Origin of the sequence: Marinobacter sp., from assembly GCF_052091845.1 — a bacterium.
GTDB lineage: Bacteria > Pseudomonadota > Gammaproteobacteria > Pseudomonadales > Oleiphilaceae > Marinobacter.
Map to the genome: position 1 here is coordinate 1 of NZ_JBQDCO010000047.1, position 24,157 is coordinate 24,157.

General features: G+C 50.8%; 33 protein-coding genes. 24 read left to right on the top strand and 9 right to left on the bottom strand.

Features of this window, described 5'->3' with window-relative positions; all coding sequences use genetic code 11:
* Nucleotides 1-177 precede the first annotated feature (177 nt).
* On the top strand, nt 178-411 hold the full coding sequence (locus ACTHYN_RS13495) for a DUF2281 domain-containing protein (protein ID WP_441812956.1): 234 nt from the start codon (nt 178-180) through the stop codon (nt 409-411).
* Between the two features lie 296 nt (nt 412-707).
* Nucleotides 708-896 (top strand): BrnA antitoxin family protein, encoded by a 189-nt coding sequence (locus ACTHYN_RS13500; protein WP_441812957.1) that lies wholly within the window; start codon nt 708-710, stop codon nt 894-896.
* Nucleotides 897-960: 64 nt separating this feature from the next.
* Here the strand turns inward: ACTHYN_RS13500 and ACTHYN_RS13505 are convergent, their stop codons facing one another.
* Nucleotides 961-1,926, bottom strand: a complete 966-nt coding sequence (locus ACTHYN_RS13505) for a transposase (RefSeq protein WP_441812958.1) — start codon at nt 1,924-1,926, stop codon at nt 961-963.
* A 243-nt stretch (nt 1,927-2,169) separates the two neighbouring features.
* Between ACTHYN_RS13505 and ACTHYN_RS13510 the strand changes: the two genes are divergently transcribed.
* Both ACTHYN_RS13510 and brnA read left to right on the top strand, forming a co-directional pair.
* A complete protein-coding gene (locus tag ACTHYN_RS13510; RefSeq protein ID WP_441812959.1) occupies nt 2,170-2,433 on the top strand; it encodes a BrnT family toxin in 264 nt (87 codons plus the stop codon).
* Entirely contained in the window at nt 2,423-2,692 is a 270-nt protein-coding gene (gene brnA / locus ACTHYN_RS13515; protein WP_441812960.1) for a type II toxin-antitoxin system BrnA family antitoxin, read from the top strand. Before ACTHYN_RS13510 ends, brnA begins: the two co-directional genes overlap by 11 nt.
* Before the next feature lie 176 nt (nt 2,693-2,868).
* On the opposite strand, the gene ACTHYN_RS13520 is transcribed toward brnA, so the two are convergent.
* The 3 genes from ACTHYN_RS13520 to ACTHYN_RS13530 form a co-directional block, all read right to left on the bottom strand.
* Nucleotides 2,869-3,045, bottom strand: coding sequence for a hypothetical protein (locus ACTHYN_RS13520; RefSeq protein ID WP_441812961.1), 177 nt, complete (start codon nt 3,043-3,045; stop codon nt 2,869-2,871).
* Nucleotides 3,046-3,159: 114 nt separating this feature from the next.
* Nucleotides 3,160-3,444, bottom strand: coding sequence for a type II toxin-antitoxin system RelE/ParE family toxin (locus ACTHYN_RS13525; RefSeq protein ID WP_441812962.1), 285 nt, complete (start codon nt 3,442-3,444; stop codon nt 3,160-3,162).
* Nucleotides 3,437-3,658, bottom strand: a complete 222-nt coding sequence (locus tag ACTHYN_RS13530; protein ID WP_441812963.1) for a TA system antitoxin ParD family protein — start codon at nt 3,656-3,658, stop codon at nt 3,437-3,439. Before ACTHYN_RS13530 ends, ACTHYN_RS13525 begins: the two co-directional genes overlap by 8 nt.
* A 205-nt stretch (nt 3,659-3,863) precedes the next feature.
* Here ACTHYN_RS13530 and ACTHYN_RS13535 point away from each other — a divergent pair, with 205 nt between their 5' ends.
* The 7 genes from ACTHYN_RS13535 to ACTHYN_RS13565 all read left to right on the top strand — a co-directional run bounded on the left by ACTHYN_RS13535 (nt 3,864) and on the right by ACTHYN_RS13565 (nt 6,550).
* Complete coding sequence (locus ACTHYN_RS13535; protein ID WP_071268027.1) at nt 3,864-4,175, top strand: type II toxin-antitoxin system HigB family toxin; 312 nt, start codon at nt 3,864-3,866, stop codon at nt 4,173-4,175.
* Between the two features lie 10 nt (nt 4,176-4,185).
* Nucleotides 4,186-4,620 carry a helix-turn-helix domain-containing protein gene (locus tag ACTHYN_RS13540; RefSeq protein WP_441812964.1) on the top strand — a complete coding sequence of 145 codons (435 nt, stop codon included), beginning with the start codon at nt 4,186-4,188 and terminating at the stop codon, nt 4,618-4,620.
* A 162-nt stretch (nt 4,621-4,782) separates the two neighbouring features.
* Complete coding sequence (locus ACTHYN_RS13545) at nt 4,783-5,022, top strand: type II toxin-antitoxin system Phd/YefM family antitoxin (RefSeq protein ID WP_441812965.1); 240 nt, start codon at nt 4,783-4,785, stop codon at nt 5,020-5,022.
* A gap of 1 nt (nt 5,023) precedes the next feature.
* Nucleotides 5,024-5,410: a type II toxin-antitoxin system VapC family toxin gene (locus ACTHYN_RS13550; protein WP_292273378.1), complete on the top strand. Its 387-nt coding sequence runs from the start codon at nt 5,024-5,026 to the stop codon at nt 5,408-5,410.
* A gap of 158 nt (nt 5,411-5,568) precedes the next feature.
* On the top strand, nt 5,569-5,841 hold the full coding sequence (locus ACTHYN_RS13555) for a DUF4258 domain-containing protein (RefSeq protein ID WP_441812966.1): 273 nt from the start codon (nt 5,569-5,571) through the stop codon (nt 5,839-5,841).
* Between the two features lies 1 nt (nt 5,842).
* The gene (locus ACTHYN_RS13560) at nt 5,843-6,145 is read left to right on the top strand and encodes a CopG family antitoxin (protein WP_084342454.1); all 303 of its coding nucleotides are present in this window, start codon (nt 5,843-5,845) and stop codon (nt 6,143-6,145) included.
* 144 nt (nt 6,146-6,289) lie between these two features.
* On the top strand, nt 6,290-6,550 hold the full coding sequence (locus tag ACTHYN_RS13565; protein ID WP_441812967.1) for a helix-turn-helix domain-containing protein: 261 nt from the start codon (nt 6,290-6,292) through the stop codon (nt 6,548-6,550).
* A gap of 44 nt (nt 6,551-6,594) precedes the next feature.
* Here ACTHYN_RS13565 and ACTHYN_RS13570 read toward each other — a convergent pair whose 3' ends face one another.
* Nucleotides 6,595-6,936 (bottom strand): type II toxin-antitoxin system HicB family antitoxin, encoded by a 342-nt coding sequence (locus tag ACTHYN_RS13570; RefSeq protein ID WP_441812968.1) that lies wholly within the window; start codon nt 6,934-6,936, stop codon nt 6,595-6,597.
* Nucleotides 6,936-7,184 (bottom strand): type II toxin-antitoxin system HicA family toxin, encoded by a 249-nt coding sequence (locus ACTHYN_RS13575; protein ID WP_441812969.1) that lies wholly within the window; start codon nt 7,182-7,184, stop codon nt 6,936-6,938. Before ACTHYN_RS13575 ends, ACTHYN_RS13570 begins: the two co-directional genes overlap by 1 nt.
* 278 nt (nt 7,185-7,462) lie before the next feature.
* Between ACTHYN_RS13575 and ACTHYN_RS13580 the strand changes: the two genes are divergently transcribed.
* Both ACTHYN_RS13580 and ACTHYN_RS13585 read left to right on the top strand, forming a co-directional pair.
* On the top strand, nt 7,463-8,104 hold the full coding sequence (locus ACTHYN_RS13580; RefSeq protein WP_441812970.1) for a Fic family protein: 642 nt from the start codon (nt 7,463-7,465) through the stop codon (nt 8,102-8,104).
* Nucleotides 8,105-8,161: 57 nt separating this feature from the next.
* Complete coding sequence (locus ACTHYN_RS13585; RefSeq protein WP_441812971.1) at nt 8,162-8,581, top strand: VOC family protein; 420 nt, start codon at nt 8,162-8,164, stop codon at nt 8,579-8,581.
* A 136-nt stretch (nt 8,582-8,717) separates the two neighbouring features.
* Here ACTHYN_RS13585 and ACTHYN_RS13590 read toward each other — a convergent pair whose 3' ends face one another.
* The 3 genes from ACTHYN_RS13590 to ACTHYN_RS13600 all read right to left on the bottom strand — a co-directional run bounded on the left by ACTHYN_RS13590 (nt 8,718) and on the right by ACTHYN_RS13600 (nt 12,744).
* Nucleotides 8,718-9,275, bottom strand: coding sequence for a ferritin-like domain-containing protein (locus ACTHYN_RS13590; RefSeq protein WP_441812972.1), 558 nt, complete (start codon nt 9,273-9,275; stop codon nt 8,718-8,720).
* Between the two features lie 138 nt (nt 9,276-9,413).
* The gene (locus ACTHYN_RS13595) at nt 9,414-10,364 is read right to left on the bottom strand and encodes a glycine betaine ABC transporter substrate-binding protein (RefSeq protein WP_441812973.1); all 951 of its coding nucleotides are present in this window, start codon (nt 10,362-10,364) and stop codon (nt 9,414-9,416) included.
* A gap of 178 nt (nt 10,365-10,542) precedes the next feature.
* On the bottom strand, nt 10,543-12,744 hold the full coding sequence (locus tag ACTHYN_RS13600; protein ID WP_441812974.1) for a mechanosensitive ion channel domain-containing protein: 2,202 nt from the start codon (nt 12,742-12,744) through the stop codon (nt 10,543-10,545).
* A gap of 232 nt (nt 12,745-12,976) precedes the next feature.
* On the opposite strand from ACTHYN_RS13600, the gene cysQ reads away from it, so the two are divergent.
* The 11 genes from cysQ to ACTHYN_RS13655 all read left to right on the top strand — a co-directional run bounded on the left by cysQ (nt 12,977) and on the right by ACTHYN_RS13655 (nt 24,066).
* Nucleotides 12,977-13,753 (top strand): 3'(2'),5'-bisphosphate nucleotidase CysQ, encoded by a 777-nt coding sequence (cysQ, locus tag ACTHYN_RS13605; protein ID WP_441812975.1) that lies wholly within the window; start codon nt 12,977-12,979, stop codon nt 13,751-13,753.
* Entirely contained in the window at nt 13,750-14,229 is a 480-nt protein-coding gene (gene rfaH, locus ACTHYN_RS13610) for a transcription/translation regulatory transformer protein RfaH (protein WP_441812976.1), read from the top strand. Before cysQ ends, rfaH begins: the two co-directional genes overlap by 4 nt.
* A 94-nt stretch (nt 14,230-14,323) precedes the next feature.
* On the top strand, nt 14,324-15,082 hold the full coding sequence (locus ACTHYN_RS13615; RefSeq protein WP_441812977.1) for a Wzz/FepE/Etk N-terminal domain-containing protein: 759 nt from the start codon (nt 14,324-14,326) through the stop codon (nt 15,080-15,082).
* 536 nt (nt 15,083-15,618) lie between these two features.
* Nucleotides 15,619-16,752 carry a dTDP-glucose 4,6-dehydratase gene (locus tag ACTHYN_RS13620; RefSeq protein ID WP_441812978.1) on the top strand — a complete coding sequence of 378 codons (1,134 nt, stop codon included), beginning with the start codon at nt 15,619-15,621 and terminating at the stop codon, nt 16,750-16,752.
* Between the two features lie 131 nt (nt 16,753-16,883).
* Nucleotides 16,884-17,756, top strand: coding sequence for a glucose-1-phosphate thymidylyltransferase RfbA (gene rfbA / locus ACTHYN_RS13625; RefSeq protein WP_441812979.1), 873 nt, complete (start codon nt 16,884-16,886; stop codon nt 17,754-17,756).
* Complete coding sequence (locus tag ACTHYN_RS13630; protein ID WP_441812980.1) at nt 17,753-18,853, top strand: DegT/DnrJ/EryC1/StrS family aminotransferase; 1,101 nt, start codon at nt 17,753-17,755, stop codon at nt 18,851-18,853. The genes rfbA and ACTHYN_RS13630 overlap by 4 nt, the downstream gene beginning before the upstream one ends.
* A 13-nt stretch (nt 18,854-18,866) precedes the next feature.
* On the top strand, nt 18,867-20,144 hold the full coding sequence (locus ACTHYN_RS13635; RefSeq protein WP_441812981.1) for an ATP-grasp domain-containing protein: 1,278 nt from the start codon (nt 18,867-18,869) through the stop codon (nt 20,142-20,144).
* A 1-nt stretch (nt 20,145) separates the two neighbouring features.
* Complete coding sequence (locus ACTHYN_RS13640) at nt 20,146-21,225, top strand: polysaccharide pyruvyl transferase family protein (RefSeq protein ID WP_441812982.1); 1,080 nt, start codon at nt 20,146-20,148, stop codon at nt 21,223-21,225.
* Between the two features lie 50 nt (nt 21,226-21,275).
* A complete protein-coding gene (locus ACTHYN_RS13645; RefSeq protein WP_441812983.1) occupies nt 21,276-22,733 on the top strand; it encodes a lipopolysaccharide biosynthesis protein in 1,458 nt (485 codons plus the stop codon).
* Entirely contained in the window at nt 22,733-23,728 is a 996-nt protein-coding gene (locus ACTHYN_RS13650) for a glycosyltransferase family 2 protein (RefSeq protein ID WP_441812984.1), read from the top strand. Before ACTHYN_RS13645 ends, ACTHYN_RS13650 begins: the two co-directional genes overlap by 1 nt.
* Before the next feature lie 14 nt (nt 23,729-23,742).
* Nucleotides 23,743-24,066, top strand: coding sequence for a hypothetical protein (locus ACTHYN_RS13655; RefSeq protein ID WP_441812985.1), 324 nt, complete (start codon nt 23,743-23,745; stop codon nt 24,064-24,066).
* The last annotated feature ends 91 nt before the right edge of the window (nt 24,067-24,157 follow it).

Below are 24,157 nucleotides of genomic sequence, written 5' to 3' on the forward strand. Positions count from 1 at the left end.
ATCATGGACAGGCACAGCTTAGCCTGACCTGATGTCGAAAAGCCCGGTGGATGCGCCCCCGGGCTTTTTGCGTTTCTACTGCGTCGATTCCGGGGTTACGGTAAACCCGAGGCGTGTTAGGTGGCGTGTGAAGCATGGTATCCTTGTGTTCGATAGTCATTGACAGGAGGTGACACCATGCAGCTTGATGAACTTCTTACCAAGATTCGTCAGCTTCCGGTCATGCGCCAGCGGGAAGTTATGGATTTTGTGCTGTTCTTGGGTGAGCAATGTAAGCAGGATAACGTGGGTGGTCACTCAGACTTGTCAGATCATGCATACCAAGCCATGAGTGTTGAGCAGGCCATGCGTGGCTTGGAAGATGAGCCGGAGATATACAGTGAGGATGATCTGCAGGAGCAGTGGCAATGAAGCGTGCCGGTCAGATTGCTCTTATGCCGTTTCCCTACACAAACCTCGCGAACAACAAGAAACGGCCGGTGTTATTGCTTCGGAAACTTAGCCAGAATCAGGATGATTGGTTGGTGTGTATGGTGTCGTCGCAGTTGCGGCAATTGCAATAAACGATCATGGACAGGCACAGCTTAGCCTGTTGTTCGTGTAATCAGCTTGCGCAAAGCCAATAAACGCGAGGTTCGACGCTATGAGCAATTCAAATGACCCGGAAATGACAGATAAAGACAACCCAGAGTGGTCTGACACTATGTTTGCCAAAGCTAAGCGAGGCACGGCGGCTGGGCGGGCAGGGCGACCAAGGTCGAAGTCGCCCAAGCAGTCCACCACGCTACGAAATTGATGAAGACGTTATCGAGTTCTTCAAGAGCGGCGGTAGCGGCTGGCAGACCAGAATGAACGAAGCTCTGCGACAGTATATTCGGAGCACAGTTAAGAAATAACCACACAAATAATCATGGACAGGCACAGCTTAGCCTTTCGAATTGAACCAGAGGGGAGGGGAATCTAGGCCGCTTGGCGCCGCCTGCCGGGATTCCGGTAATCCTGATAACTGTCTTCAAAGGCGGTCGCCCGATGGCACCATCGCGCCGGGTCCAGGTTCAGTCGTTCCAGAATCGGCAGCGCACGTTCATCTATAGCGCCGCGCTTACCACGTCGACTGATCCTGCCAGTGCAATCCACCAGTTCCAGGTAGTCCTCAAAGCTGAACAGGATGCCGCGTTGAAAGCCGTTCCGAATGACGCCTTCAAATCCCAGCAGTGGTTTCAGTGGCACAGAAAAATCGTTCAACGCTTGCTGTTCCGTTTGCCGGGCAATGGCTTCCGATAGCTCAAACGTTGGCTTAATGCGCTCTTTGATACTGGTGTGGCTGGAAGTCTCCGGTGTTTCCGCCATAGCCGCACGGATGGGATTCAAGTCAACATAGGCCATGCAGGAGAGCAGTGCTTCCTCGGTGTCCAGCGCCTGAGACTTGAACCGACTTTCCCAGAAGTGGCCGGTGCACTCATCTTCCCGGTTCGCTTGCCGTGCGACAGGTTCATTCAGGCACTTCATAAACCAGCTCAAGTCTGCCAGCCGTTGCCGGAAGGTTTCAGCGTAGTCCTCTACCCGCCGAAGCTCTGCTCCGCACAGTTCGTCGCCTCTGTGATACCGCTGCACCAGTGATGGCCCTTTATAAATGCTGCACCAACGCGCCAGCACTTCATCCACACTCCACGGTTCCACTTCATGTGGGCTGAGTTTTACCACCAAGTGGTAGTGGTTCGACATCACCGCGTAAGCCGCCACGTCCACGGTAAACACAGAGGCCAGCAGCCGGATTCGTTCCTCAATCCAGCCGCGCCGGTGCTCATAACAGCGCCCGGTGGCGTGGTCCTGCCCGCACAGGAAGGTGCGGCGCACGCAGCGTGAGATCACGTGGTAGAAGGGGGTGTCTGAGATGCTAACCAGTTCTGCTCTGGGTTTTGGCATGGTGACTCCTTGTCTTTGAGGTGGCTGACAAACTCTAGGGCCTAAGGGCCTATGTAAATATACAGCTGTTTTTTTATACAGTAGTATGGGTTTCCGAGGATAGCAACCCGAAAGGTATAAGGGCTACATTCTTAGTTCTCCCTAATAGGATCATGGACAGGCACTGCTTAGCCTGTTGGCGTTAGCAGCTACATCACCCTTCCAGATCTTGTGAAATGAGTAAAAAAGGGATAATTTGTACTCATGGATGAATTTGAATTCGACGAAGCCAAAAGCCAGGCCAATCTGGATAAGCATGGTATCGATTTCGTTGCTGCCCAATTGTTGTGGAAAGACCCGCAGCTGCTGGAGATCCGCGCGAAATCCGAGGGTGAGCAGAGGTTTTTGCTGATAGGAAAGATTGGTGAAAAGCACTGGTCGGCTGTCGTCACATACAGGGATGCTCGTATTCGTCTGATTTCAGTCAGACGTTCCCGCAAAAAGGAGATTGAGCTCTATGAAAGCTGAAGACTTCGACAAGAAATTTGAGGAAGGCCAGGAAGATATTGTTGATGACCTGGATCTGTCCTCTGCTCGCCGCGTTAATCAGGAACAAAAGCGAATCAACGTTGATTTCCCAGCTTGGGTTGTGGAGTCGTTAGATCGCGAGGCTGCGCGCATTGGCGTTACGCGCCAATCAATCATCAAGGTATGGCTGGTGGAGCGTCTTCAGGCAGAATCTGCTAACAAGCCGCTCAATGGTGGCACCGCGGGCGGCGCACATTAGCGGAGTGTTTAAATGATTATCAGTGAATTGGGCGTTATGGCAAGTTCGCACCGGCATTCCACGGAAAACCCGGAAATCCGTAAATTTCAGGCGCGTGAAGTACTCGGCAGGAATGCCGATCGTTTGAATTGAACCAGGGGGGGAATCTAGGCCGCTTGTCGCCGCCTGCCGGGGTTTCAGTAATCCTGATAGCTGTCTTCAAAGGCAGTCGCCCGATGGCACCATCGCGCCGGGTCCAGGTTCAGCCGTTCTAAAATTGGCAGCGCACGTTCATCTATAGCGCCGCGCTTACCACGCCGGCTGATCCTGCCAGTGCAATCCACCAGTTCCAGGTAGTCTTCAAAGCTGAACATGAAAATAAGATCATGGACAGGCACAGCATTTACTCGCTCTATAGAAGACCATGGACAGGCACAGCTTAGCCTGACTTGGCGCTGCCGGTTATGCGGGCGGTACAATTATTTTTGTTACTTCTTAATGTTTCGATAGAAATTTTCGTGCGACCCCAAAGCTATCAGTTCAAGAATCAAGGCACCATTGTCAAAGCTGTATCCCAATAAAGTCAGTTGCTTGTTCATTTTGAATTTATATACACGCAGGAATGAAAGATCGCCTTTTTTCTGCTCCCCAAGATCGGGGTCAGCCATCAGTTCCTTGACGGCTGAATCCAACTCTTTTTTTTGATTGGCTTTCAGTTTTTTTGCTGCTTTTTTGAATGCAGGAGTCTGGAGAACACTGGTGGCCTTAACCAAAATCGTAGGCCTCAAGCTTTCCAGCTTCTCGCTCCGCTTTTGCGATGATAGCCTGTTTTACAAATTCGTATGGTAAGTCAGGGTTGTCTTCCATCAATTTACCGATTTTTGCCCAATGTTCAATTTGCTTGGGTGGTGTACGGTCAAGCGCTTTGGCTATGATGGTAGCTTTTTCAATTAGATTCTGATCTAAGCGTATGCTGTTACTGGCCATTTTTGAATCCTCAGAGGTGTTTTTTGATTGTAGCGTTGTGCCACACCTGAGGCAAGTTGCAGCAGTTCAAATATGCAAGACCATTAAGACCATGGACAGGCACAGTTCACAAAGGTCATGGACAGGCGCAGCTTAGTCCGCTTCAGATGTTGACCAGGAGTCAACTTCCTTGGTATGTTCTCGATGGGTTATCCAAGGAAGGTCGATGAATGTAATCTCAAAGAAACCGTTTAATCATGCAGCTTTAAAGTATCCCAACGATCGGGATGCGTTGCTCGACATGTATAATGTGCTGCAAAGGATCGATTTCAGCACGCCGAGCGAACTAAAAGCGGTGTTTCCATCGCTGGATAATTTCAAATATAAGGATAAGTGGTGGGTTTTGGACGTTGGTGGTAATAATCTTCGTGTTCTTGCATTCATCCAGTTTGTGAACAAACGTATGTATATCAAGCATATCGTGAACCACGCGGATTATGACAAGCTGACAAAAAAGTACGCGAGAGCGCAGGATTGAAGGTGAGTCTATGGCACAGTTAGCGATATTCGATGCGTACCAGAGATTTATAGCGGCTGCACAGCCTTTAATGAACATTGATACGGAAGAGCAATATAATGCAGCTCTGGAAACCCTTGAGTGTGCATTGGAGTCTGCCAGCGATACCCTCGACGATCCGCTGAACCCACTTATAGATATGCTCAGTCTGGCCATTGAGCGCTATGAATCGCGGAGTGAACCACTGGTCGCATTCGTCGATGAGGCAGAGTCAGTACCCGTCGATATTGCACTACTTCGTACTTTGATGAAACAGTATCATTTGACTGGTAGCGATTTGCCGGAAGTTGGCGACAAAACCATGGTGTCAAAGGTGCTTAATGGGAAGAGAACCCTGAGTCGCAAAGCAATTGAGGGTTTGTCTGAGCGGTTTAATTTAAGGCCAGCTATGTTTTTTGGTGGGTAGTCATTCATGAGAAATGACAGAAGATCATGGACAGGCACAGCTCTCCTCTGCCCCGCTGAAAGCCATTGCGAACCATGGCGGAACGGCCGGAAGCTATTTCGACTAGATTTACACCGTTGTTCCAGTTTAAACTAACTAGAGTGAACTAATAGTGGAGGGGGCATGGAATCCGTAAACATGCATGAAGCGAAAACTCGGCTCTCGCAATTGGTTGCTCGGGCAGTCAAGGGGGAGGCGTTCATTATTGCCAAAGCAGGCAAGCCGGTTGTGCGTGTAACTGCAATCGAAGCCCCCGATACCGGTAAGCAGAAACGGATTGGTTTCATGGCAGGTGAGTTCAAGGTTCCTGATGACTTCGATCGGATGGAGCAGGATGAGATAAGCGAAATGTTCGAGACCTGACGTGAATTTGCTCCTGGACACCCATGTATTGCTTTGGGCAGCGACCGGACATCAGAGCTTGTCAGCTGAAGCAGTTGGGCTAATTAGCGATCACGCGAATACTTTGTATTTCAGTGCGGCTAGCCTGTGGGAGGTTGTTATAAAAAATAATCTGGGCCGCCAAGATTTTCAGGTGAATCCCAATATTCTGAGGCGGGGGCTTATGGATAACGGCTATCTGGAGTTACCTATAACTTCTCGGCATACACTCGCCGTGAGTCACTTGCCTGATATTCATAAAGATCCATTTGATCGGATTCTTGTTGCCCAAGCAGAATCCGAGGGGTTTCTATTGCTCACTGCCGATGAACTGGTGGCCCGTTATCCAGGCCCTGTTCGGCGAGTGTGATGGGCATAGTTAGATTTGATCACGCGATTATTTTGACCTTCATGGACAGGCACTAGCCTCCCTAGCCTGACCTCCCCATTTCGTTGCACTACATGTGCGCAGCTAAACAAAAACGTGAGAAAAATGCCAATAGGCACACGGCCTGATAGACTCCTCTCATGAAGCAAATTAACTGGAATGCTGAAAAGAACCAACAGTTGATGAGCGAGCGCGAAGTTTCCTTCGAAGATGTCCTGTTTGCTCTTCAGTCTGGCGGTTTACTTGATGATGGACCTCATCCCAACAGGGACAAGTATCCGAATCAACGTTTGTTTGTGATTCGGGTTGACGATTATGCCTGGCTGGTGCCGTACGTCGAGAATGATAGAGAAATCTTTCTCAAGACGGTCATCCCCAGTCGTAAGGCCACTAAGAAATTTCTAAGGGGGTAGCATGGCGAAAACCAAATTGGATCCCGAAGAGCAAGAGTTGCTGGAGGCATACGAATCCGGAGAGTTCGAGTCAGATCTGGATGCCGATCGTCGGGAGTATCTGACGAAGGCTGCGGAAGAAACGTTCAAGAAAGACAAGCGGATCAATATACGTATCTCCAGTCGCGACCTGGAGGCACTTCAACGCCGGGCGCTGGAAGAAGGGCTTCCTTATCAGTCCTTGGTTTCCAGTGTTCTGCACAAGTATGTCTCCGGTGGCCTAAAAGACATCTCTGCTAACAAGTCAGGCCAGCGGACGCGCTAAGGTGAATGATCTGATGGACACGATCGTCATTAGCTTAGCCTGTGGACAGGCACAGCTTAGCCTGCGTCATTTATAAAGTGCAGAACAAGCGGGTGCTTGTAGAGGTTGAAAAAGTAACTCCCCATGATTATGGGAGGAGATAAAATGAGTGAATATCATAAGGCGGAAAGAAGGGTTGAAGTTTCCACTGGTGAATCTGTCCGGATCCTTCGTGAGCTTCAGGATATGAGTCAGAACGACCTGGCAGTGGTCACTGGCATACCGCAGTCTACTATTTCAGCGATTGAAAATGATCGAGTGCGCCTGGGTGTAGAGCGTGCAAAGGTCTTGGCTCGTGCTTTGCGGTGTCATCCTGCTGTGCTCGTATTTCCAGGTTGGGACATTGAACATGAGTCTGCCGCATGAACAAGTGATCATCATGGACAGGCGCAGCATAGCCTGCTCCCCACTCAAAGTCGCTGCGCCAGGTACTCGCTCAGAGCGTTTCGAGTGAGGTCGTTCAATGAGATGCTTTGACGACGTGCTGCGACACTAGCCGCAAGATGCAAGTCATGGCCAACCCTAACGTTAAAGGAACCCTTGCATGGAATTTCGGGCGTTGCATTCAGGCCTGAGCAGGTCTCTAGATAGTCATCTACCGCTTCCTGAAACGCCTTTTCAAGCTCTGCCACAGTTTCTCCTTCGTAGTTTACCAATGCACGAATGAACTGTAGCTTTCCAAACAAGCAATTGTCTTCAGTGCTAACCTCGATGGAGCCGTAGTAGCCACGATATTTAAGCATAGTGCTCATTAAATCAGCCCTCCAGATTTAAGGTTTTCGATTATCTGACGCCTTGCGTAAGCTTTCAGTTCATTACCCGGGTGTGGCCGGTGCAAGTTAATCAATGCTTGCGGATCTCCATTGTCAAACTTTACGCGACTGCCTTGGCCTTCGATCTGGCGATACCCCAGGCTTCTTAAAAGCGTCGTAAGCTCCTGCCAAGTAAAGGTTGAGCCTTTATTTAGTAGTTTGGTCAATAGCTTTCCTTGCTTTGACATCACTTTTCTCCTTTGGTGCAACTAATTATAGTTGCTTGTTGGCCGGGCGTCCAGAACAGAAAACCATGGACATGATTTCGGAAAGCTTGCAAGAGGATCAGGGGGCATGGACAGGCACAGCTTAGCCATGGACAGGCACAGCTTAGCCAAACGCCTATGGTTGCCTGACTTTTGGTATCATACGAAACCTAAGGCGAAACAGTACTCACTCGGGCGTTTATATGTATCCAGCTGCTGATCTTCACTGGTCAATGCCACCAAATCGCGAGAGGGCGTTAATGCTTGCTTATCGTGAGGTGTCAGTTTTTGTTTATGATGCCGTTCAGCTTGAAGGACTCAACTTTACGCTACCCGAAGTGCAAACGCTGATGCAGGGAATCACCGTTGGTGGGCACCGGCTCAGTGACCAGAAAATCGCTACTAATCAGGCGGATACCTGGAAAGAGCTGTTCCGGTTGATCAGGGAACAGAAATTTAAGCTAACACAAAGCTGCGCTTTTGATTTGCATCGTATTGCGGGAAAGGAGGAGGCACTGGAGTGGGGCCGTTTTCGTTCCGGCGGCGTGCTAATCGCGGGAACAGATTATGAGCCACCGGCTGCCGGTCAGCTTGGTGGTCTTTTTGCGGGCATGGTCAGCAAGCTTTCGGACTTTGAGGATGTTTATGACCAGGCCATTCATTTATTTTTGACCACGGCTCGCTGTCAATTTTTTTACGACGTAAACAAGCGTATGGGCCGTTTTATGATGAATGGGCATCTGCTGAACTGCGGGTACCCTGCCATTAATATTCCGGCGTCGCGCCAACTTGAGTTTAATGAACTGATGCTCGAGTTCTACAGTTCGGGTGACCAGGAAAAAATGAACCGGTTTGTGCGTAGTTGCATGGACGAGCGCGTTGTCCGGATTATGAAGGAATAATAGATAGAAGATCATGGACAGGCACAGTTAACCTATCATAAATAGGAGGTACCGCAAATGACAAAACGCCCGGCCCCTTTTAACGGGTTGCGCCACTTGGCACTGGTAGTCCCCAATCTTGAAGAGTGCGAACGCTTTTATGTGGATGTGATCGGCATGGCTGTACTACGCAGGGCCAGTGAAAACCTGGTCTACCTGACTCTCGGCAACGATAACCTGTCGCTAGGCCGCAATAGAAAGGGCGAGCGCACGGGTGTTCAGTACCTCGATCACTTTGGGTTTGTAGTTGATACCAAAGAGCAGTTACAGGACTGGTTCGAGTTTTTGGAAGCACAGGGAGTGAATCTTCTGGATACTCCTCACGACCATAGTGATGGTGCGCGCAGTTTTCACTGCACGGATCCGGCAGGTAATGTGGTTCAGCCGATTTATCATCCGGCAATTTCCGGTCAGCGCTTTTCTGCGCCTGGTGAGTAGTTTGGGGTCATAGCCCCCATTAGCCCCCCCATGGACAGGCACAGCCTAGTCGGGCACGGCCTAGCCGCCAAGCCATGCCCATAACCGTGCAAACCGAAAATCATGAATACAGCGCCCGGCGCTGGCTTTGAGGCGATTAGCCGGCGCTGCTTTCCACTTTTCCAAGCCCTTCCAGCAAGCCGGCCATATCGTCGGCGTGTTCTTCTTCCTGTGCCAGGATGTCTTCGATAATCCTGCGGGAGGTGGGGTCTTTCTCGCCCAGGTAATTGGCAATCTCCCGATAGCTATCGATGGCGATTCGCTCGGCGATCAGATCCTCTTTAATCATTTCGCGCAGGTTTTCACCTTCTACATACTCCGCATGAGAGCGGCTTAGCAGGCCTTCGGGTGAGAAGTTCGGAGCGCCACCAAGCTGCACAATTCGCTCTGCGAGCCAATCTGCGTGCTGTTGCTCCTGCTCCGCATGCTCCAGGAATTCGGCCTTGGCAATGCTGGCCGTGAAGCCGTCTGCCATGAAGTAATGACTTTTATAGCGCAGGGTACAAACGATCTCAGTGGCCAGGGCGGCGTTGAGTAGATCGATAACGTTTTCACGATCTGCCTCATAGCCCTCAGTGACAGCGCCCTGCTCAATGTGTTGGCGGGCGCGCTCACGAATGGTTTTGATATCAGTGAGAAATGGTTGCTTCGACATGCTCTTACTCCTCTCTGTGTAACCAGGACAATTATAATGCTTGTTCAGAGCCCGCTATGCAAAAAAGGCACAAAGTCATGGACAGGCACAGCTTAGCAGGCCGGCACAGCTTAGCAGGCCCCGCAAGCACGGCCGCCGTTAATTATTAACGGTCAGGCGCATTTCAGCTGCGAGTTTTGCCGGATCAACGGCCTCGCCTTTCTGGTTGGTTACCCCGTTAAGCCAGCGGGTAACCGTTTCCGGGTGGCGAAACATCCAGTCTCGTGCCGCTCGGTCGCCCGGAACAAACTCGTACAGCATCATGTTCATTAGCTCGCCTTCCATGCTGAGCGAAAACTCTAGGTTGTCCAGTAGCTTGGCCACGTTGGGGCAAGCGCTACGATAACCTGCGCGAGTGTTGGTAGAAACCGTGGCACCGCCCAGGTTGGGGCCAAAGTACTCATCGCCACCGCTAAGGTAGCGGATGTCGTGCATTTCATTCATCGGGTGTGGTGCCCAGGCCAGAAACGCAATCCAGTCGCCATCACGAATGTGGCTTTTCACCTGGTGCAGCATCAATCTTTCCGGTAGCTCCATCAGGGAAAACTGCCCCAGAGCGAAATCGTTCTTCGCGATTATATCCAGCAACAGGGCGTTGCCATCGTTACCCCGTTCCAGGCCGTAGAGTTCGTTTTCGAACTTGTCTTTAAAGCGAGCAATATCTGCAAACGATTGAACGCCGGCTTCATACACATAAGTTGGTACGGCCAGGGTGTATTTTGCGCCCTTCAGGTTTTTGCCAAAAACCTCCACGCTGCCGCTTTTCAGGTACGGCTGAAGGATAGGTTCCATGGTTGGCATCCAGTTGCCCAGAAAGATATCCAGTTCACCCTTGTCGAGTTTCTGGTACACCTCTGGCACTGACAGTTCCTCGGTGCTCACTTCATAACCCAGATAGGTCAGCAGGGTTTCAGCGGTGGCGGTGGTTGCCTGCACGTCTGTCCAGCTTACGGCGCCAAAGCTTACCTGTTTGCATTCATCTGCCAGGGCCCCAACCGGCTGCAACAACGCCGTCATAAAAAATGTTAACTGCACAATAACTTTCTTCATGTTTTCGCTCCGCGGATAGGATCAGCGCGCGATACTAGCAGTTGAACGGTTGTTCAATATAGTGCGTAAAGCAACCACTGGAGAAAACGGACATATTGTGCTGGGGTGCCCCTTCGATTATGGACAGGCACAGCTAAAAGCCCAGCTAAAAGCCATGGACAGGCACAGCTAAAAGCCGTTACGTCTCATCTGCGGCCCGCCCGTCAATCACCGGCGAACGACTCCCCCCTTCCGCATCCATCTGAACACTAATCCTGGGCGCTGCAATATCAATGTACCGCTCTTCCATATTGCGTTTTAGTAGCAGGTTGAAGGCGCGAGACACATCCCACTGATACTCCGGTTTGGTGCGCATGCGCATGCGCAGCACCGGGCAGCCTTCTTCAAATGAGTGTATGCCCTGCATTTCCAGAGGCGACCAGATCAGCCAGCGCATATCCGGCTGGGTGCGCAGTTCTTCGGCGGTTTCGGTCATCAGGAGTATGGCGTCATCGATGCGCAGCTCCCTGGGGATGCGAATTTTGAGCAGTGCTATGCCGAACTGGCGCGACATGTTGTGAATAGAACTGATCTTGCTGAACGTAATGTGGTGCACTATGCCTTCAAGGTCGCGCAAACGCACGGTGCGCAGGTTAAACCCTTCCACCGACCCCATAAAGCCGTTGATCTCCACAAAGTCGCCCACCGACATGGAGTCTTCAACCACAATAAACAGGCCTGTGATCAAATCCTGAACCAGCGTTTGGGCACCAAAGCCAACGGCCAGGCCAACAATACCGGCACCGGCCAGCAAGGGCGTTACATCGACGCCCAGGGTAGACAAGCCTGCAAGTGCGGCAATAATCAGGATGGTGATCAGCAGGGTGTTTCGGGCGATGGGCAGTATGGTCTGGGCCCTCGCAGGGTTGATCCTTTTCTTGCGATCTCCGCCCCGCATGGCTCTTTCCAGAAGCTCGTCTACAAATATCCAGGTAAGGCTGGCAATCAGCCCGGTAAGGATCACGCCAACAAGACTGCCTGCTACGCCCTTGCTTACTGGCGTCTGGCCTCCCAGGCCGAATAGCGACATGTTCCATATTTGTAATATCAGCTCCAAAAACACCAGCCACGCCGCTATTTGGATGAGGCGGTAGCCAAATTTCACAAGCCGGCGGCTGAACTGGCTCAGGGCCTGGTGGCTGGGGCGGTTCTCTTGAATGCCAATCAGCCCCTGAAGGGCAAGGGTGAGGGCCAGCAGCAGCGCGCAGATCATGGATTTGCCAAGGGCCGCGTCTGCCTCCCCGCCATTAATAAATACGGCCACCACGGACGCACTGATGGCCAACAGCATGGGGATATGCCAAAGCCGGGCGAGCAGGGCCGTTACTTCTCGCCCCACGCCCTGGTCTTTACGCTGTGTGTACGGGCGGTTGCGAATCAGGTGGGTAACCGGGCGCCGGTTTCGAACAATCAGGAAAAAACTCAGCATGGCCGCGGCGATACTGAAAATAAGGGCAAGTGCGCTGGCCAGCTCTGCACCCAGTTGCGCGATAAGCTCGTTAGTGCTCAGTGCATCTTCCAGCGCAAAGAGCACGCCAATAATAAACAGGGGCAACAGCATGCGCCGGCGCGCGATCAGAACCGCCGTTAGCCTGTGGCCGTTGGAGAAGACAGAAATCATCACATCAAACAGCGAAGTCAGCCCGCGGGCGCTCAGGGCGGCGTAGGCCAGAATAAGAATGGTGCTTTGTGCCGCCTCAGACATGCCAAACGTGGGCAGCCCCGCCAGCAAGGCTGTAAAGGTGATCAGCAAAGGTAGAATGCGCCGTAAAAAGTGCGCAATAAGCATCCATGGCCTGGGCTGCCGTGGCATTTGCAGGGGCCAGCCGCGCCATACAAAAAACAGGCGTGTTAAACGAATGAGGCCGTACAGCGCAGCCAGCCAGACCACAAGCCCGGCTGCAGTTTCAGCCAGCACCCGAAACGACGCACTCGCAAGCAGCTGCTTGGCAGCGCTGTAGGCGTTGTGGAAGTTTTTCTTCCACTTGTTTAATGAGGTTTCCTCCGAGCTACCTGCACTGGAGTCATCAAAAAACACCGCCAGCGCCCCCAGCAACCCTTCGCCTTCGGTGGCTTTTTGGGCGGTTTGCGACGATTGTGCCTGCAAGCCTTGTTGTATGGTTTTTAACTGCTCTACCAGGGCTTTCCGGCTCTGGTCATCTTCCAGAGCCTTGATGGTAACCTGCAGCGACGCCCCCAGTTCTTCTGCAGACGCCTCTTCCTTATCTGGCTCTCCGGAAAGGCCGGGTATGCCTGGCAGGTTAAAAGGCTGTGCGTTAGCCGCGCCCATGGTTGCAAACAGCAGCAGGATAAAGCCCAAAACGGGCGCTATAAACTTCAAATTTCAGCCCCTTCAAACAAATCCAGCATCTATGCATCCTGTTCAAGTACGTGATTAATCAGGTTTATACCATGTTCCAATACGGCCTCTGGCCGACGGTAATATACACGCTCTGTTGACTGGGTAGCCATAGGCACATTAAGCAGTGCAAGCCATTTTTAAAGGGTGCCAGATACGAACAGCACCAGGATTTGCTACCATAGCCCAATTCCAGGAAGGCAAGGCCATAGGTATGCACCACAGAGCAATGCTCACTGAGGTAATCAGAATAGCAGACGAAGCCAGCGCGAAGGTGCTTCACATCTACCAGTCTGATTTCAGTGTGAGTTACAAGGAAGACAAATCGCCCATCACCGCGGCCGATGTAGCAAGCCACGAGATTATTGCAAAAGGCCTGCGCCGTATTACCCCCGACATCCCTGTGCTCTCGGAAGAGGCAGTTCCGGCAACCTGGCTGGAGCGCCAGCACTGGCGACGATTCTGGCTGGTAGACCCTATTGACGGCACCAAAGAATTCACCCAGCGCACCGGGGAGTTCACCGTGAATATCGCACTGATTGAAAACGGCGAACCGGTAATGGGCGTTGTTACCGCACCTGCGTTACAGGAAGCGTTCTGGGGCATTAAAGGCGAGGGCGCCAGCAAGCGTGACAGCACCGGGCGAACTTACCCTATACAGGTTAGCCAACCGCAAGCCAGCAAACGTGTTGTCGCCAGCAAAAATCACCTGAACGACGAAACACGCGCTTTTATTGAAGCGCTGGGCGCACACGAAACCGTTCAGGCCGGCAGTTCCCTGAAGTTTTGCCGCATAGCGGAAGGCCAGGCAGACATCTACCCCCGCATGGGCCCAACCAGCGAGTGGGACACCGCAGCCGCCCATGCGGTGCTGGTTGCGGCCGGTGGCAGCGTGAGCACGGTGGATGGCGAGCCTCTGAGATATGGCAAGGAAGATGTTCTCAACCCGCACTTTATCGCCACAGGCAGCAGGAGTGCCCACAGTTTATGACCTGGTACGCACTTCAACACAAGCCTGCGCAAGGCGATCGGGCGCTGGCTAATCTGCAAAACCAGGAGATTACTTGTTTCTTCCCGAAAATAAGTGTTGAAAAGATAAAGAACGGCAAAAGAGCCCGCAAGCTGGAGCCTCTTTTTCCCGGTTACCTGTTTGTTAACATGGCACAGACCGATCCCTGCTGGGCAAAGCTACGCTCTACCCGTGGAGTCACAAGAGTGGTCGCTTTTGCCAACAAGCCTGCGGCGATCCCGGATAGCGTTATTCAACATATAAAGAGTAGCCTGAGCAGTGTGTCAGAGCAGGGCGGTATTAAACCCGGCCAAGCTGTTCAGTTGAATGAAGCGCCGTTTGTAGGTATTAATGCAATCTTTCAAGCCTACGATGGCGAGGAGCGAGTGGTCGTTCTGATCAACTTTATGCAAAAGCAACAAAGGGTAACAGTGCCTGTTTCGGCCATACGCCGGTGAGTTGCAGCTTCAGTAAAGTGTTTTGCGTACCAGCACGTTTCACTTTAATGGCTATTCCTCCGCCTCCACACATATAACGGAAAATAAACACCCAATGGACAACAATCAATACGATAAACGCCCCCAGTACGACGATGAAATCAGCTTCGTTGATCTCGCATCCACGTTCTTGAGGCGCCGCCGAATGTTCTACATTGTGTTTTTGGTGATTACGCTGGCCGGTGTTGCTTACGCAGTTCTGGCACCCGAAGAGTACAGCTACGTTAGTCTGATCAAGCTGGCGGAAGATGGTGCCGGCAAATATATTGATAAACCCGATGCTGTTATCGCCTCACTTGAAAACCGCTGGGTGCCAGAGTTTAAGGCTGAGTATGCTGCGAAGCATGAGCACAATTTGCCATTTAATGTCGCTTTCGAAAACCCGAAGAACACAGGGCTGATTCGTATAGCAACAGACACCTCACCAGATGAGCAGAAAACCGTGCAGCAGTTTCACCGTCAATTGTTGTCTCAGTTAGAAACACGACAATCCGCAAGTGTGTCTCGGTTAAAGCGTGGCCTGGAAAAGCGTATTGAAAACCTGAACTCCACTGTTGGTATGTTAAAGGGCTTGCCCGATGCAGGGGCAGCGCTTGCATCGGCGATCGATCAGCGGGTTTCACTTGAAGCGGAACTGGAAACTATAGAGCCAACTGAAGTGCTGGTCGTTGCCAGGGAAAGTGCAACGCGTAAGGGCCCGCGGCGAAGTTTAATTATGGTGTTAGCTGGCGTTCTTGGTTTAATGGTGGGGGTCTTTTCGACATTTATTGCGGAGTTTATCAGCGCTGTAAAGCTTCAGATGTACGAGCCATGAGTGGCATTTGCGTATATTTAAGCGTTTAACAAATATTAACGGCTGATAAGTGTTTCGTTTCAAGCGAGCGCAGTCTTAGCGGCTTGTGTGCCACGGGTGATAGCGTACAATCAGCGCGTTCCTGGACAGGGCGACAGATTTGCCGGCAGAAGTAGTGCTGGAGCTTGCATGGCTTTCTGGCGCCTTGTAGAAGTCCCAATAATTCACGACCTTAAAACACTGGGCCCGGGTCGGTGGGGCGGTAGCGTGCCTGATCAGTCAAGTGGCCCCTGCAGCGCCCCCGGAGTAAATCGATCTGACTGATTGTCGCTATTGCAGTAGGGTCGCAAGCCTTGAAGGCCTGAATGTTGAAGCCATTAGCCAGTGTGCTACCACTTTATTAAAACCGGCAGTTGTTCAGCAGTAAAAGGGTGAGCCTGAAAGAGCGTTGATTGCAGTTGCGATTGCCATGCTGGGCGAAATACTTGTGGTGTTTGCTGTGTTCGCATCAGCTTTTATTCGTTCCGGAAAAGAACACAAACTGAGAAAGAGCAAATATGAAACTCTTAGTCACCGGCGGCGCCGGCTTCATAGGCTCCGCCGTCATCCGCCACATCATCAACAACACCAACGATGAAGTGGTCAACCTCGACAAACTCACCTACGCAGGCAACCTAGAAAGCCTGGCCGAAGTGAGCGACAGCGAACGCTACACCTTCGAACAGGTTGACATCTGCAACCGCGCCGAAGTAGACCGCGTACTGGCCCAGCACCAGCCAGACGCCATCATGCACCTTGCTGCCGAAAGCCACGTTGATAGATCCATCGACGGCCCGGCCGAGTTCATCGAAACCAACATAGTCGGCACCTACACCCTGCTGGAAGCCACCCGCCAATACTGGCACGCACTGGAAGGTAACAAAAAAACCAACTTCCGCTTCCACCACATAAGCACCGACGAAGTCTACGGCGACCTCCCTCATCCCAGTGACGTCCAGGAAGAGGGAGTTAAACTCCCCTCTCCCCCCGCGGGAGAGGGGCAGGGGGAGAGGGGGAAAGCAGGCGAACTCCCAATGTTCACCGAACAAACCCCCTACGCCCCCAGCAGCCCCTACAGCGCCAGCAAAGCCAGCTCAGACCACCTAGTGCGAGCCTGGCACCGAACCTATGGCCTGCCGGTACTGTTAACAAATTGCAGCAACAACTACGGCCCCTACCACTTCCCGGAAAAGCTCATTCCATTGATGATCCTCAACGCCCTGGAAGGCAAACCGCTCCCGGTCTACGGCAAAGGCGACCAGATTCGCGACTGGCTCTACGTAGAAGACCACGCCCGCGCACTCTGCAAAGTGGTAAAGGAAGGGCAGGTAGGCGAAACCTACAACATCGGCGGCCACAACGAAAAACAGAACATCGAAGTAGTCCACACCCTATGCGACATTCTCCAGGAACTGCGCCCACAGGAAAAAAGCTACCGCGACCTGATCACCACTGTAACCGACCGCCCCGGCCACGACAGGCGCTACGCCATAGACGCCAGTAAAATCGAAAAGGAACTGGGCTGGGCCCCGGAAGAAACCTTCGAAACCGGCATTCGCAAAACTGTACAGTGGTATCTGGATAACCTGGATTGGTGCCAACGAGTACAAGACGGCACCTATCAAAGAGAGCGCCTGGGAGCCGCAGGCTAACTCCACGGTTTACGACAAAAGTTCCCTCTCCCCTTGCGGGAGAGCAATTAACATCTTTAGCCCCTCGCCCCTGGCGGGAGAGGGGTTGGGGAGAGGGGGAGAATCCTCCTCCCAACTCCAAGGAGCAAAATTTGAAAGGCATCATCCTCGCAGGCGGCTCCGGCACCCGCCTGTACCCCATAACACTCGGCACCTCCAAACAACTCCTGCCAGTGTACGACAAGCCCATGATCTACTATCCACTTTCAGTGCTCATGCTGGCGGGCATCCGGGACATCCTCATCATCACCACCCCGGAAGATCAGGCCGGCTTCAAACGCGCCCTCGGCACCGGCGAACAATTTGGCATCAACCTCAGCTACGAAATCCAGCCAAGCCCGGACGGTCTCGCCCAGGCCTTTATCATCGGCGAAGAATTTATCGGTAACGACAGCGTGTGCCTGGTGCTGGGTGACAACATTTTCTACGGCCAGGGTTTCACCCCCAAACTGAAACAAGCGGCCCAACGCACCGAAGGCGCCACCGTATTCGGCTATCAGGTAAAAGACCCGGAGCGCTTCGGCGTCGTTGAATTCGACGAAAACAAACGCGCCATCTCCATCGAAGAAAAGCCCGAACACCCGAAATCCCACTACGCCGTAACCGGCCTCTACTTCTACGACAACAGCGTGGTAGAGATCGCCAAACAGGTAGAGCCCAGTCACCGGGGCGAACTAGAAATCACCTGTGTTAACCGGGCGTATCTGGAGCAAGGCAAACTTAACGTAGAGCTGCTGGGCCGGGGCTTCGCCTGGCTGGACACTGGCACCCATGAAAGCCTGCTGGAAGCGGCGCAATTCGTCGAAACTGTAGAGAAGCGTCAGGGCTACAAAATCGCCTGCCTCGAAGAAATCAGCTTCAACCAGGGCTGGCTCGATAAAAAACAGTTCCTGCAACAGGCCGACCAGCTCAAGAAAAACGGTTACGGCCAATACCTGCTCGACATTCTGGAAGACGCCAAATGATCCCCGTCACTAAGCCGTACCTGCCGAACCGGGAAAAGCTCAACCAATACCTAGATGGTATCTATGAGCGCAACTGGCTGACCAACAACGGCCCGCTAGTGCAGGAACTTACTAGTAAGTTGGAAGAATATCTGGGCGTCGAAAACCTGTTGCTGGTATCAAACGGCACGCTTGCGCTGCAAATTGCCTATCGTGCCCTGGGCATCAACGAGCCGGTAAACGGAAAAGCCGCAGAAGCGGTTACCACCCCGTTCACCTTCATCGCCACCGCCAGCTCTTTGAAGTGGGATGGCATCCAGCCGGTGTTTGCAGATATCGATCCGGAAACATGGTGTCTGGCACCGGAGAATATCGAGGCGAAAATCACCCCGCAAACCCGTGCCATTGTTCCCGTGCACGTATTCGGAAACGCCTGCGATGTAGAATCCATCGGAGCCATCGCCCAGAAGCACAATCTCAAAGTCATCTACGATGCCTCCCACGCCTTTGGTGTGAACTACAAAGGCGAAAGCCTGCTCAAGCACGGCGATGCCGCCACCCTCAGCTTCCATGCTACCAAGTTGTTCCACACAGGCGAGGGTGGGGCCATTATCTTCAAGCGCAAGGAAGACCTGGAGCGGGCGAAGAAGATGATCAACTTCGGCATCACCGGGCAGGAGAGCATTGAAGAACTGGGCATCAACGCCAAGATGAACGAAATGCAGGCGGCGATGGGATTGTGTGTGCTGGATGAAATGGAAGACAACCTGACGGCCCGTGCGGCCGTGTGGCACTGCTACGAACAGGCGCTGAACCAAGCCCTGCAACTGCAAGCAAAACCGGAAGCACTGGATTACAACCACGCATACTTTCCGGTGGTGTTTGAAAGCGAAGAACAGGCTCTTCGAGTAGTTGAAAAGCTTAAGGAGAGTGGTGCCTTGGCTCGCCGTTATTTTCACCCATCGCTTGAGACGGTGAATAGTTTGGGCGCGGGTGAATTCCAAGAATTTTCAAGTAGTATTGCCCAGCGAATACTGTGTTTACCGGTTTACAGCAGGTTAACAGTAGATCAAGTTGAAATGATCTGCCGAACTATTGTTGACGCCCTTGTAGAATAAAGTAGGTTCTTTAATGAAGAGGTTGTTAGTTTTTCCTTGTGGATCAGAGGTTGCGCTCGAAATCCATCGTTCGCTCCGTTATAGCGCTCATTTTGAATTGCTGGGAGCCTCGAGCGTGCCTGATCATGGAAAATTTGTTTATGATCGGTACATTGGAGATGTTCCATTTCATAACCATCCTGAATTTATTCCTAAGATTAAAGCTATTGTTGATAAAGAGAAAATTGATGCGATATTTCCGGCGATGGATGCAGTCGCTCGAACCCTAAAGAGCCATGAGAAGGAACTAGGCTGCTTGGTGATTGGCTCGGCTAATGAAGCAACGGCAATTTGTGCTTCCAAGTCTGCAACATATCTTAGCTTGGCTGAGCACGTACAGTGCCCGCGATGGAGTACCGACCTAAATATGATTCAGGAATATCCGGTGTTTCTAAAGCCCGACGAGGGGTATGGGTCTAGGAACGTGCATCTAGCCAGTTCCCGTAAGCAGGCTGAAAAGTTTCTTGACGACCATTCGGGTACGCGTTTTGTCTTCTGCGAATATCTTCCTGGCGATGAATTCACTATCGATTGTTTTAGCAATCGAGATGGACAACTTCTGTTCCATGGGGCTCGACAAAGGGCAAGGGTTAGTAATGGAATTAGTGTGAATACGATGGAGTCCAGAAAGCATCAACATGCCTTCCTGGCCGCAGCTATAGCTATTAATGAAAGACTCAAGCCCCGAGGTGCTTGGTTTTTTCAGATGAAGGAAAATGCATGCGGCGAGCCTGTGCTTCTGGAGGTTGCCGCAAGGCTCGGAGGGTCTTCTTCATACTTTCGTGCCAAGGGGGTCAATTTCGCTCTGCTTAGTGCTTTTGATGCATTTGATTATAAAGTTAACGTCGCCCCGAATGACTACGATGTTGAACTTGATCGTGCTCTTGGGAGTCGTTACAAAATGGACGTGACTTACGAAAGAGCTTATATAGATTTTGATGACTGTTTGTTGTTAGGTGAGAAAGTTAATCCAGAGTTAGTTAAGTTTATATTTCAGGCTAGAAATAAAGGTATTGAAGTTTTTCTGATTACGAGGCATGAGAGGGATATCAATGAAACCCTCAAGAAATTCCGTCTTTCTGATATTTTTGATGCGGTAATACATATTAAGAATCAAGAGCCGAAGTCTAAATTTATAGATCATAGGAGTTCTATATTTATAGATGACTCCTTTGCGGAGCGGTCAGAAGTGAAAAATAAACTTGGGATTCCGGTTTTCTCTCCGGATATGATAGAAATGTTGGTGGACTAAATTGAAAATATTGCATGCATACTGTCTTAATCATAATCTTGGTGACTATGCGCTAGGTGTGGGCGTAAAAAACTTACTGAGAAGCTATCTGTCTGTTGATCTGATCGCTGAAACGAATCTGCAGGGTCAGGTGTTCAACGAATACTATATTGATAACGTTGTAAATAAGAAGTTTGATCTTCTTGTCATCGGGGGGGGAGGGATCATACATGGGGCACACTGGCCAAATGGTTGGTTTTGGCTGATTAATGAAGAGTTGATCGGAAAAATTAAAATTCCGTTTGTAGTTTATGGTGCCGGATACAATTATTTTGAGGATGAGGCAGGCATTCCTGAAGTGGGAAAGCAGCATCTGCGAACAACAATGGAAAAGGCTGCGTTTTTTTCATTACGTAATGACGAAAGTATACAGCGGTTCAAAGAGCAATTAGGTTTAGAGGTTAATGAAGTGCCTGACCCTGGCTTCCATATAAACCTCGGACGTTCTTATTTCTGTCCAGAGAAAGACCCTTTCGTCCTTGTTCAACTAGCAAATGATAAACCGGAGTTTCGTTTTGGCGAATCAGCCAAGCAAGACGAATTTGTATCGGAATTACGAACGGTAATCAGTGGTCTCGCGAAGCGTTATAAGGTCATTTTGGCACCGCATGTCTTTGAAGATATTGAGCTTAGTAATCGAGTTGCGGAGGGGATCCCAAATTCTGAGGTATGGAAATTTTCGGATTTTGCGTTTGATCATGTTGAAGACTGCTTGGGGTACTACGAGAATGCTCAGTTTGTTCTTGCGATGCGGGGACATGGACAAATCGTTCCAATTGCCTTCAACACACCTGTTATTGCGTTAGAAAATCACCCGAAACACGGTGGATTGATGCGCAAGCTGGGGCTTGCTGAGTATAGTGTTCCTGTTTCGTCAGATAATCTATCCGGGGAATTGAGTCAGAGGTTAGAGCTTCTAGAGAGGACTTACTCGGCTTACGTAGATAAACTTAGGAAGGTAAATGATGAATTAGGGGTGTGGTCTGAAAGCTCTATGGTGAGCTTAAAACAGGCTGTTACATCGGCAGATAACAACATTTGATGTTGAGCTCCTAATGTCAAGGAGTGCCGGCTGTTCGAAGAAGCAAAAATATGAGCCTAAGCGCCAAAACCACCACCGGAATCCTCTGGAACTTCAGCCAACAACTGGCCACTCGTGGCGTGGGTATTCTCGTTACCCTGCTGCTGGCACGCTTTCTGGTGCCCGAGGATTTCGGCCTGGTCGCCATGATGGCGGTGTTCCTGGCCCTTGGCAGTTCACTGATGGATTCCGGCTTCCGGGAAGCCCTGATTCGCCTGGAACACATCACCCAGGAAGATTATGCCACGGCGTTCTACGCCAACATTGTGTTGGGGCTGGTTTCATATGGGGCATTGTTTGCGGCTGCACCGGCCATCGCAGGGTTTTATGAAGAGCGGAGGCTGGTTGACCTCATCCGGGTTGCTTCGCTCTCTGTCATCATTATGTCCTTTCAGGTGGTACAGGTTGCAAGCCTTAGCCGAAAGCTCAACTTCAAAGCTCAGTTAAAGGCCAGCCTGCCGGCAAGCGTAATTTCTGGTGTGATTGCCGTGGGCCTGGCTTACGTTGGCTGGGGTGTATGGGCGCTTGTTAGTCAGACGCTGCTGAATGCGTTAGTGCAAACAGTCCTGCTTTGGAAAATGGAAGGCTGGCGGCCAACACGGCAGTTCAGTTGGCCATCGCTTAAAGGAATGTACAACTTTGGCTACAAGTTGTTCCTGTCTGGAGTGCTCGACACGGTTTTTCAGAACCTTTACGTGATCGTGATAGCAAAGGTGTTTTCAGCGCCAGTTGCCGGTCTGTATTTCTTTGCCAACAAGATCAAGGAGCTGATTGTTCAGCTGCTGGTTCGGTCTATTCAGGCAGTTACTTATCCGGCTTTGGCTTCGGTGCAGAACGATGATGCGCGGTTAAAGCTGGGGTACAAGAAGATCGTAATTTTGATGACGATGATGCTTTTCCCGGGTATTTTATTCACTGCGGCTTTGGCAGGCCCAATATTTGATATTTTGTTGCCGGAAAAGTGGGCGCCAGCGGTTCCTTATTTTCAACTCCTTTGTATCGTATCGATTATGCTGCCGTTGCATTCCGTCAATCTGAATATACTTAAAGTTAAGGGCAGGTCAGATCTTTTTCTCTATCTTGAAATAGTGAAAAAGTCGATAAATGGCTTGGTTCTGCTAGCGACCTTTCGTTACGGGGTCTATGCCATTATCTTCGGGCAAATTGCTACATCAGTGATTAACTATATTCCGAACAGCTACTTTTCTAGTCGACTTCTTGGTTATGGTGTGCGCGAACAGATGTCGGACTTTGTTCCTACGCTTGCGGTAAGCTTTGTTGCAGCTGGTGCGGGCTATGCCCTAGTTAGAAGTTCAGAGTGGAACCCCTTTTTACTCTTGATCGTCACTGCTGCCTTGATGGCTGGAGTCTTCCTTGCTTTAAATTTGATTTTTAACAAAAAGCGGTTTGGGCTAACAACACAATATGTTGCAACTCTTTTTCCTGTGAAAAGGTTCAGAAAATCTTAATGGCTATTTTCGAAGTAAAAGTTGGTGTGCAAGCTCCTAAACCACCGAAACCTCCGGCTGAGTCAGAAGTTATTAGTGGGTGGGGTTCACGAAGTAGTAAACCGCTTGTTTCCATACTTTGTCATTGTTTTAATCATGAGAATTTTATTGAGGATGCTCTCAATAGCTTTTTGATGCAAAAAACAGACTTTCCTTGGGAAATTATCGTTCATGATGATGCTTCAACTGATAACTCAGTAGCGATCATTAAAAAATATGCGGAACGCTACCCTGCCATCATCAAGCCGATATACCAGGAAGAAAATCAGTACAGCAAGGGTTTAAAACCAACGTTCTTTACATCTCAAGTGGCAAAAGGTGAGTTTTTTGCTTTCTGTGAGGGTGACGATTACTGGCTGGACGAGAACAAGCTACAGGTTCAGGCAGATTTCCTTCGAGAAAATCCGGATTATGCAGTGTGTGGCCACGATGCCTTTATCTTTGAGGGTGATGAGATAATTAAGGCCTCAAAACTTCCTGAGGCTGCGAAGCGTGATGTAACAGGCGCTAGACTTTCACGAGGATGGTTCATCCTGACGCTGACAGCCATGTTCCGAAGCGATTTTGATGTTTTCCCGGAAGAGCACTCCAAGATCCTCAATGGGGATACTTTTTTGTTCAGTCGACTCGGTAAAATTGGTGGTTATAAATACATGCCAGAGTTGCTGCCCGGAGCTTATCGATCTCATGCCGGTGGCATTTGGTCGTTAGTAGATGAGCAAAAGAGAACTGCACATAGCCTGAACAGCATGTTCTGGATTTCCCAGTATTACCGGCGGGTTGGCGATCATAAGTTAAGTGTTTATTACGCTCAGCGGAGTGCTTTGTTAGCGCTGGAAGGCACTGAAGGTATGTCGTTTTTGGAGTTCGCAGTCTTCCAATATACTTTGCTTAAACAGATGATTAGAAAAAGAGCAGGGTGGCTGTATCGACTGTTAAGAGCCCGCAAAGGGTAGCATCGAACATAACCATGCAACCCCTATTCACCATCCACGCCGGCGAATACCTGGTAGGCTCCCACATCGAGCAGCACCTGCGAGACCCGAACGGCGATAAAGTCAATGTATGGGTGCCGTCTAAAGACACAGGCATAGACCTGCTCGTTACCGACAAAACCAACAAAAAGACCACGTCGCTGCAGGTAAAGTTCTCCAAGGACTTCCTCCTGACCCACGGCAGGCCCGAATACCGCGACAAGCTGCTCTCCTGCGGCTGGTGGAGACTTAACCGGGATAATATCGGTAAGTCCCCAACGGACATTGGGTGTTCGTATTGCGCCGGAGCGGGATTTTAGTGGGTTTTTGAATGATTGGGGTACGATATTTGGGGAGTGGGAGTGAGTGCGCAATCGCTGATCGACCAGATAATTGCTCAGCTAGAATGCA

Bases quoted from the DNA above. Each gene is read 5' to 3' on its own strand.
- ACTHYN_RS13635 (WP_441812981.1), top strand. From the start codon at position 18,867: ATGAAGAGGTTGTTAGTTTTTCCTTGTGGATCAGAGGTTGCGCTCGAA.
- ACTHYN_RS13495 (WP_441812956.1), top strand. From the start codon at position 178: ATGCAGCTTGATGAACTTCTTACCAAGATTCGTCAGCTTCCGGTCATG.
- ACTHYN_RS13540 (WP_441812964.1), top strand. From the start codon at position 4,186: ATGGCACAGTTAGCGATATTCGATGCGTACCAGAGATTTATAGCGGCT.
- brnA (WP_441812960.1), top strand. From the start codon at position 2,423: ATGAAAGCTGAAGACTTCGACAAGAAATTTGAGGAAGGCCAGGAAGAT.
- ACTHYN_RS13555 (WP_441812966.1), top strand. From the start codon at position 5,569: ATGAAGCAAATTAACTGGAATGCTGAAAAGAACCAACAGTTGATGAGC.
- ACTHYN_RS13595 (WP_441812973.1), bottom strand. From the start codon at position 10,364: ATGAAGAAAGTTATTGTGCAGTTAACATTTTTTATGACGGCGTTGTTG.
- ACTHYN_RS13535 (WP_071268027.1), top strand. From the start codon at position 3,864: ATGAATGTAATCTCAAAGAAACCGTTTAATCATGCAGCTTTAAAGTAT.
- ACTHYN_RS13630 (WP_441812980.1), top strand. From the start codon at position 17,753: ATGATCCCCGTCACTAAGCCGTACCTGCCGAACCGGGAAAAGCTCAAC.
- ACTHYN_RS13615 (WP_441812977.1), top strand. From the start codon at position 14,324: ATGGACAACAATCAATACGATAAACGCCCCCAGTACGACGATGAAATC.
- ACTHYN_RS13585 (WP_441812971.1), top strand. From the start codon at position 8,162: ATGACAAAACGCCCGGCCCCTTTTAACGGGTTGCGCCACTTGGCACTG.
- rfaH (WP_441812976.1), top strand. From the start codon at position 13,750: ATGACCTGGTACGCACTTCAACACAAGCCTGCGCAAGGCGATCGGGCG.
- ACTHYN_RS13545 (WP_441812965.1), top strand. From the start codon at position 4,783: ATGGAATCCGTAAACATGCATGAAGCGAAAACTCGGCTCTCGCAATTG.
- ACTHYN_RS13620 (WP_441812978.1), top strand. From the start codon at position 15,619: ATGAAACTCTTAGTCACCGGCGGCGCCGGCTTCATAGGCTCCGCCGTC.
- ACTHYN_RS13580 (WP_441812970.1), top strand. From the start codon at position 7,463: ATGCTTGCTTATCGTGAGGTGTCAGTTTTTGTTTATGATGCCGTTCAG.
- ACTHYN_RS13645 (WP_441812983.1), top strand. From the start codon at position 21,276: ATGAGCCTAAGCGCCAAAACCACCACCGGAATCCTCTGGAACTTCAGC.
- cysQ (WP_441812975.1), top strand. From the start codon at position 12,977: ATGCACCACAGAGCAATGCTCACTGAGGTAATCAGAATAGCAGACGAA.
- ACTHYN_RS13510 (WP_441812959.1), top strand. From the start codon at position 2,170: ATGGATGAATTTGAATTCGACGAAGCCAAAAGCCAGGCCAATCTGGAT.
- ACTHYN_RS13570 (WP_441812968.1), bottom strand. From the start codon at position 6,936: ATGAGCACTATGCTTAAATATCGTGGCTACTACGGCTCCATCGAGGTT.
- ACTHYN_RS13655 (WP_441812985.1), top strand. From the start codon at position 23,743: ATGCAACCCCTATTCACCATCCACGCCGGCGAATACCTGGTAGGCTCC.
- ACTHYN_RS13565 (WP_441812967.1), top strand. From the start codon at position 6,290: ATGAGTGAATATCATAAGGCGGAAAGAAGGGTTGAAGTTTCCACTGGT.
- ACTHYN_RS13560 (WP_084342454.1), top strand. From the start codon at position 5,843: ATGGCGAAAACCAAATTGGATCCCGAAGAGCAAGAGTTGCTGGAGGCA.
- ACTHYN_RS13530 (WP_441812963.1), bottom strand. From the start codon at position 3,658: ATGGCCAGTAACAGCATACGCTTAGATCAGAATCTAATTGAAAAAGCT.
- ACTHYN_RS13520 (WP_441812961.1), bottom strand. From the start codon at position 3,045: ATGTTCAGCTTTGAAGACTACCTGGAACTGGTGGATTGCACTGGCAGG.
- ACTHYN_RS13650 (WP_441812984.1), top strand. From the start codon at position 22,733: ATGGCTATTTTCGAAGTAAAAGTTGGTGTGCAAGCTCCTAAACCACCG.
- ACTHYN_RS13505 (WP_441812958.1), bottom strand. From the start codon at position 1,926: ATGCCAAAACCCAGAGCAGAACTGGTTAGCATCTCAGACACCCCCTTC.
- ACTHYN_RS13590 (WP_441812972.1), bottom strand. From the start codon at position 9,275: ATGTCGAAGCAACCATTTCTCACTGATATCAAAACCATTCGTGAGCGC.
- ACTHYN_RS13575 (WP_441812969.1), bottom strand. From the start codon at position 7,184: ATGTCAAAGCAAGGAAAGCTATTGACCAAACTACTAAATAAAGGCTCA.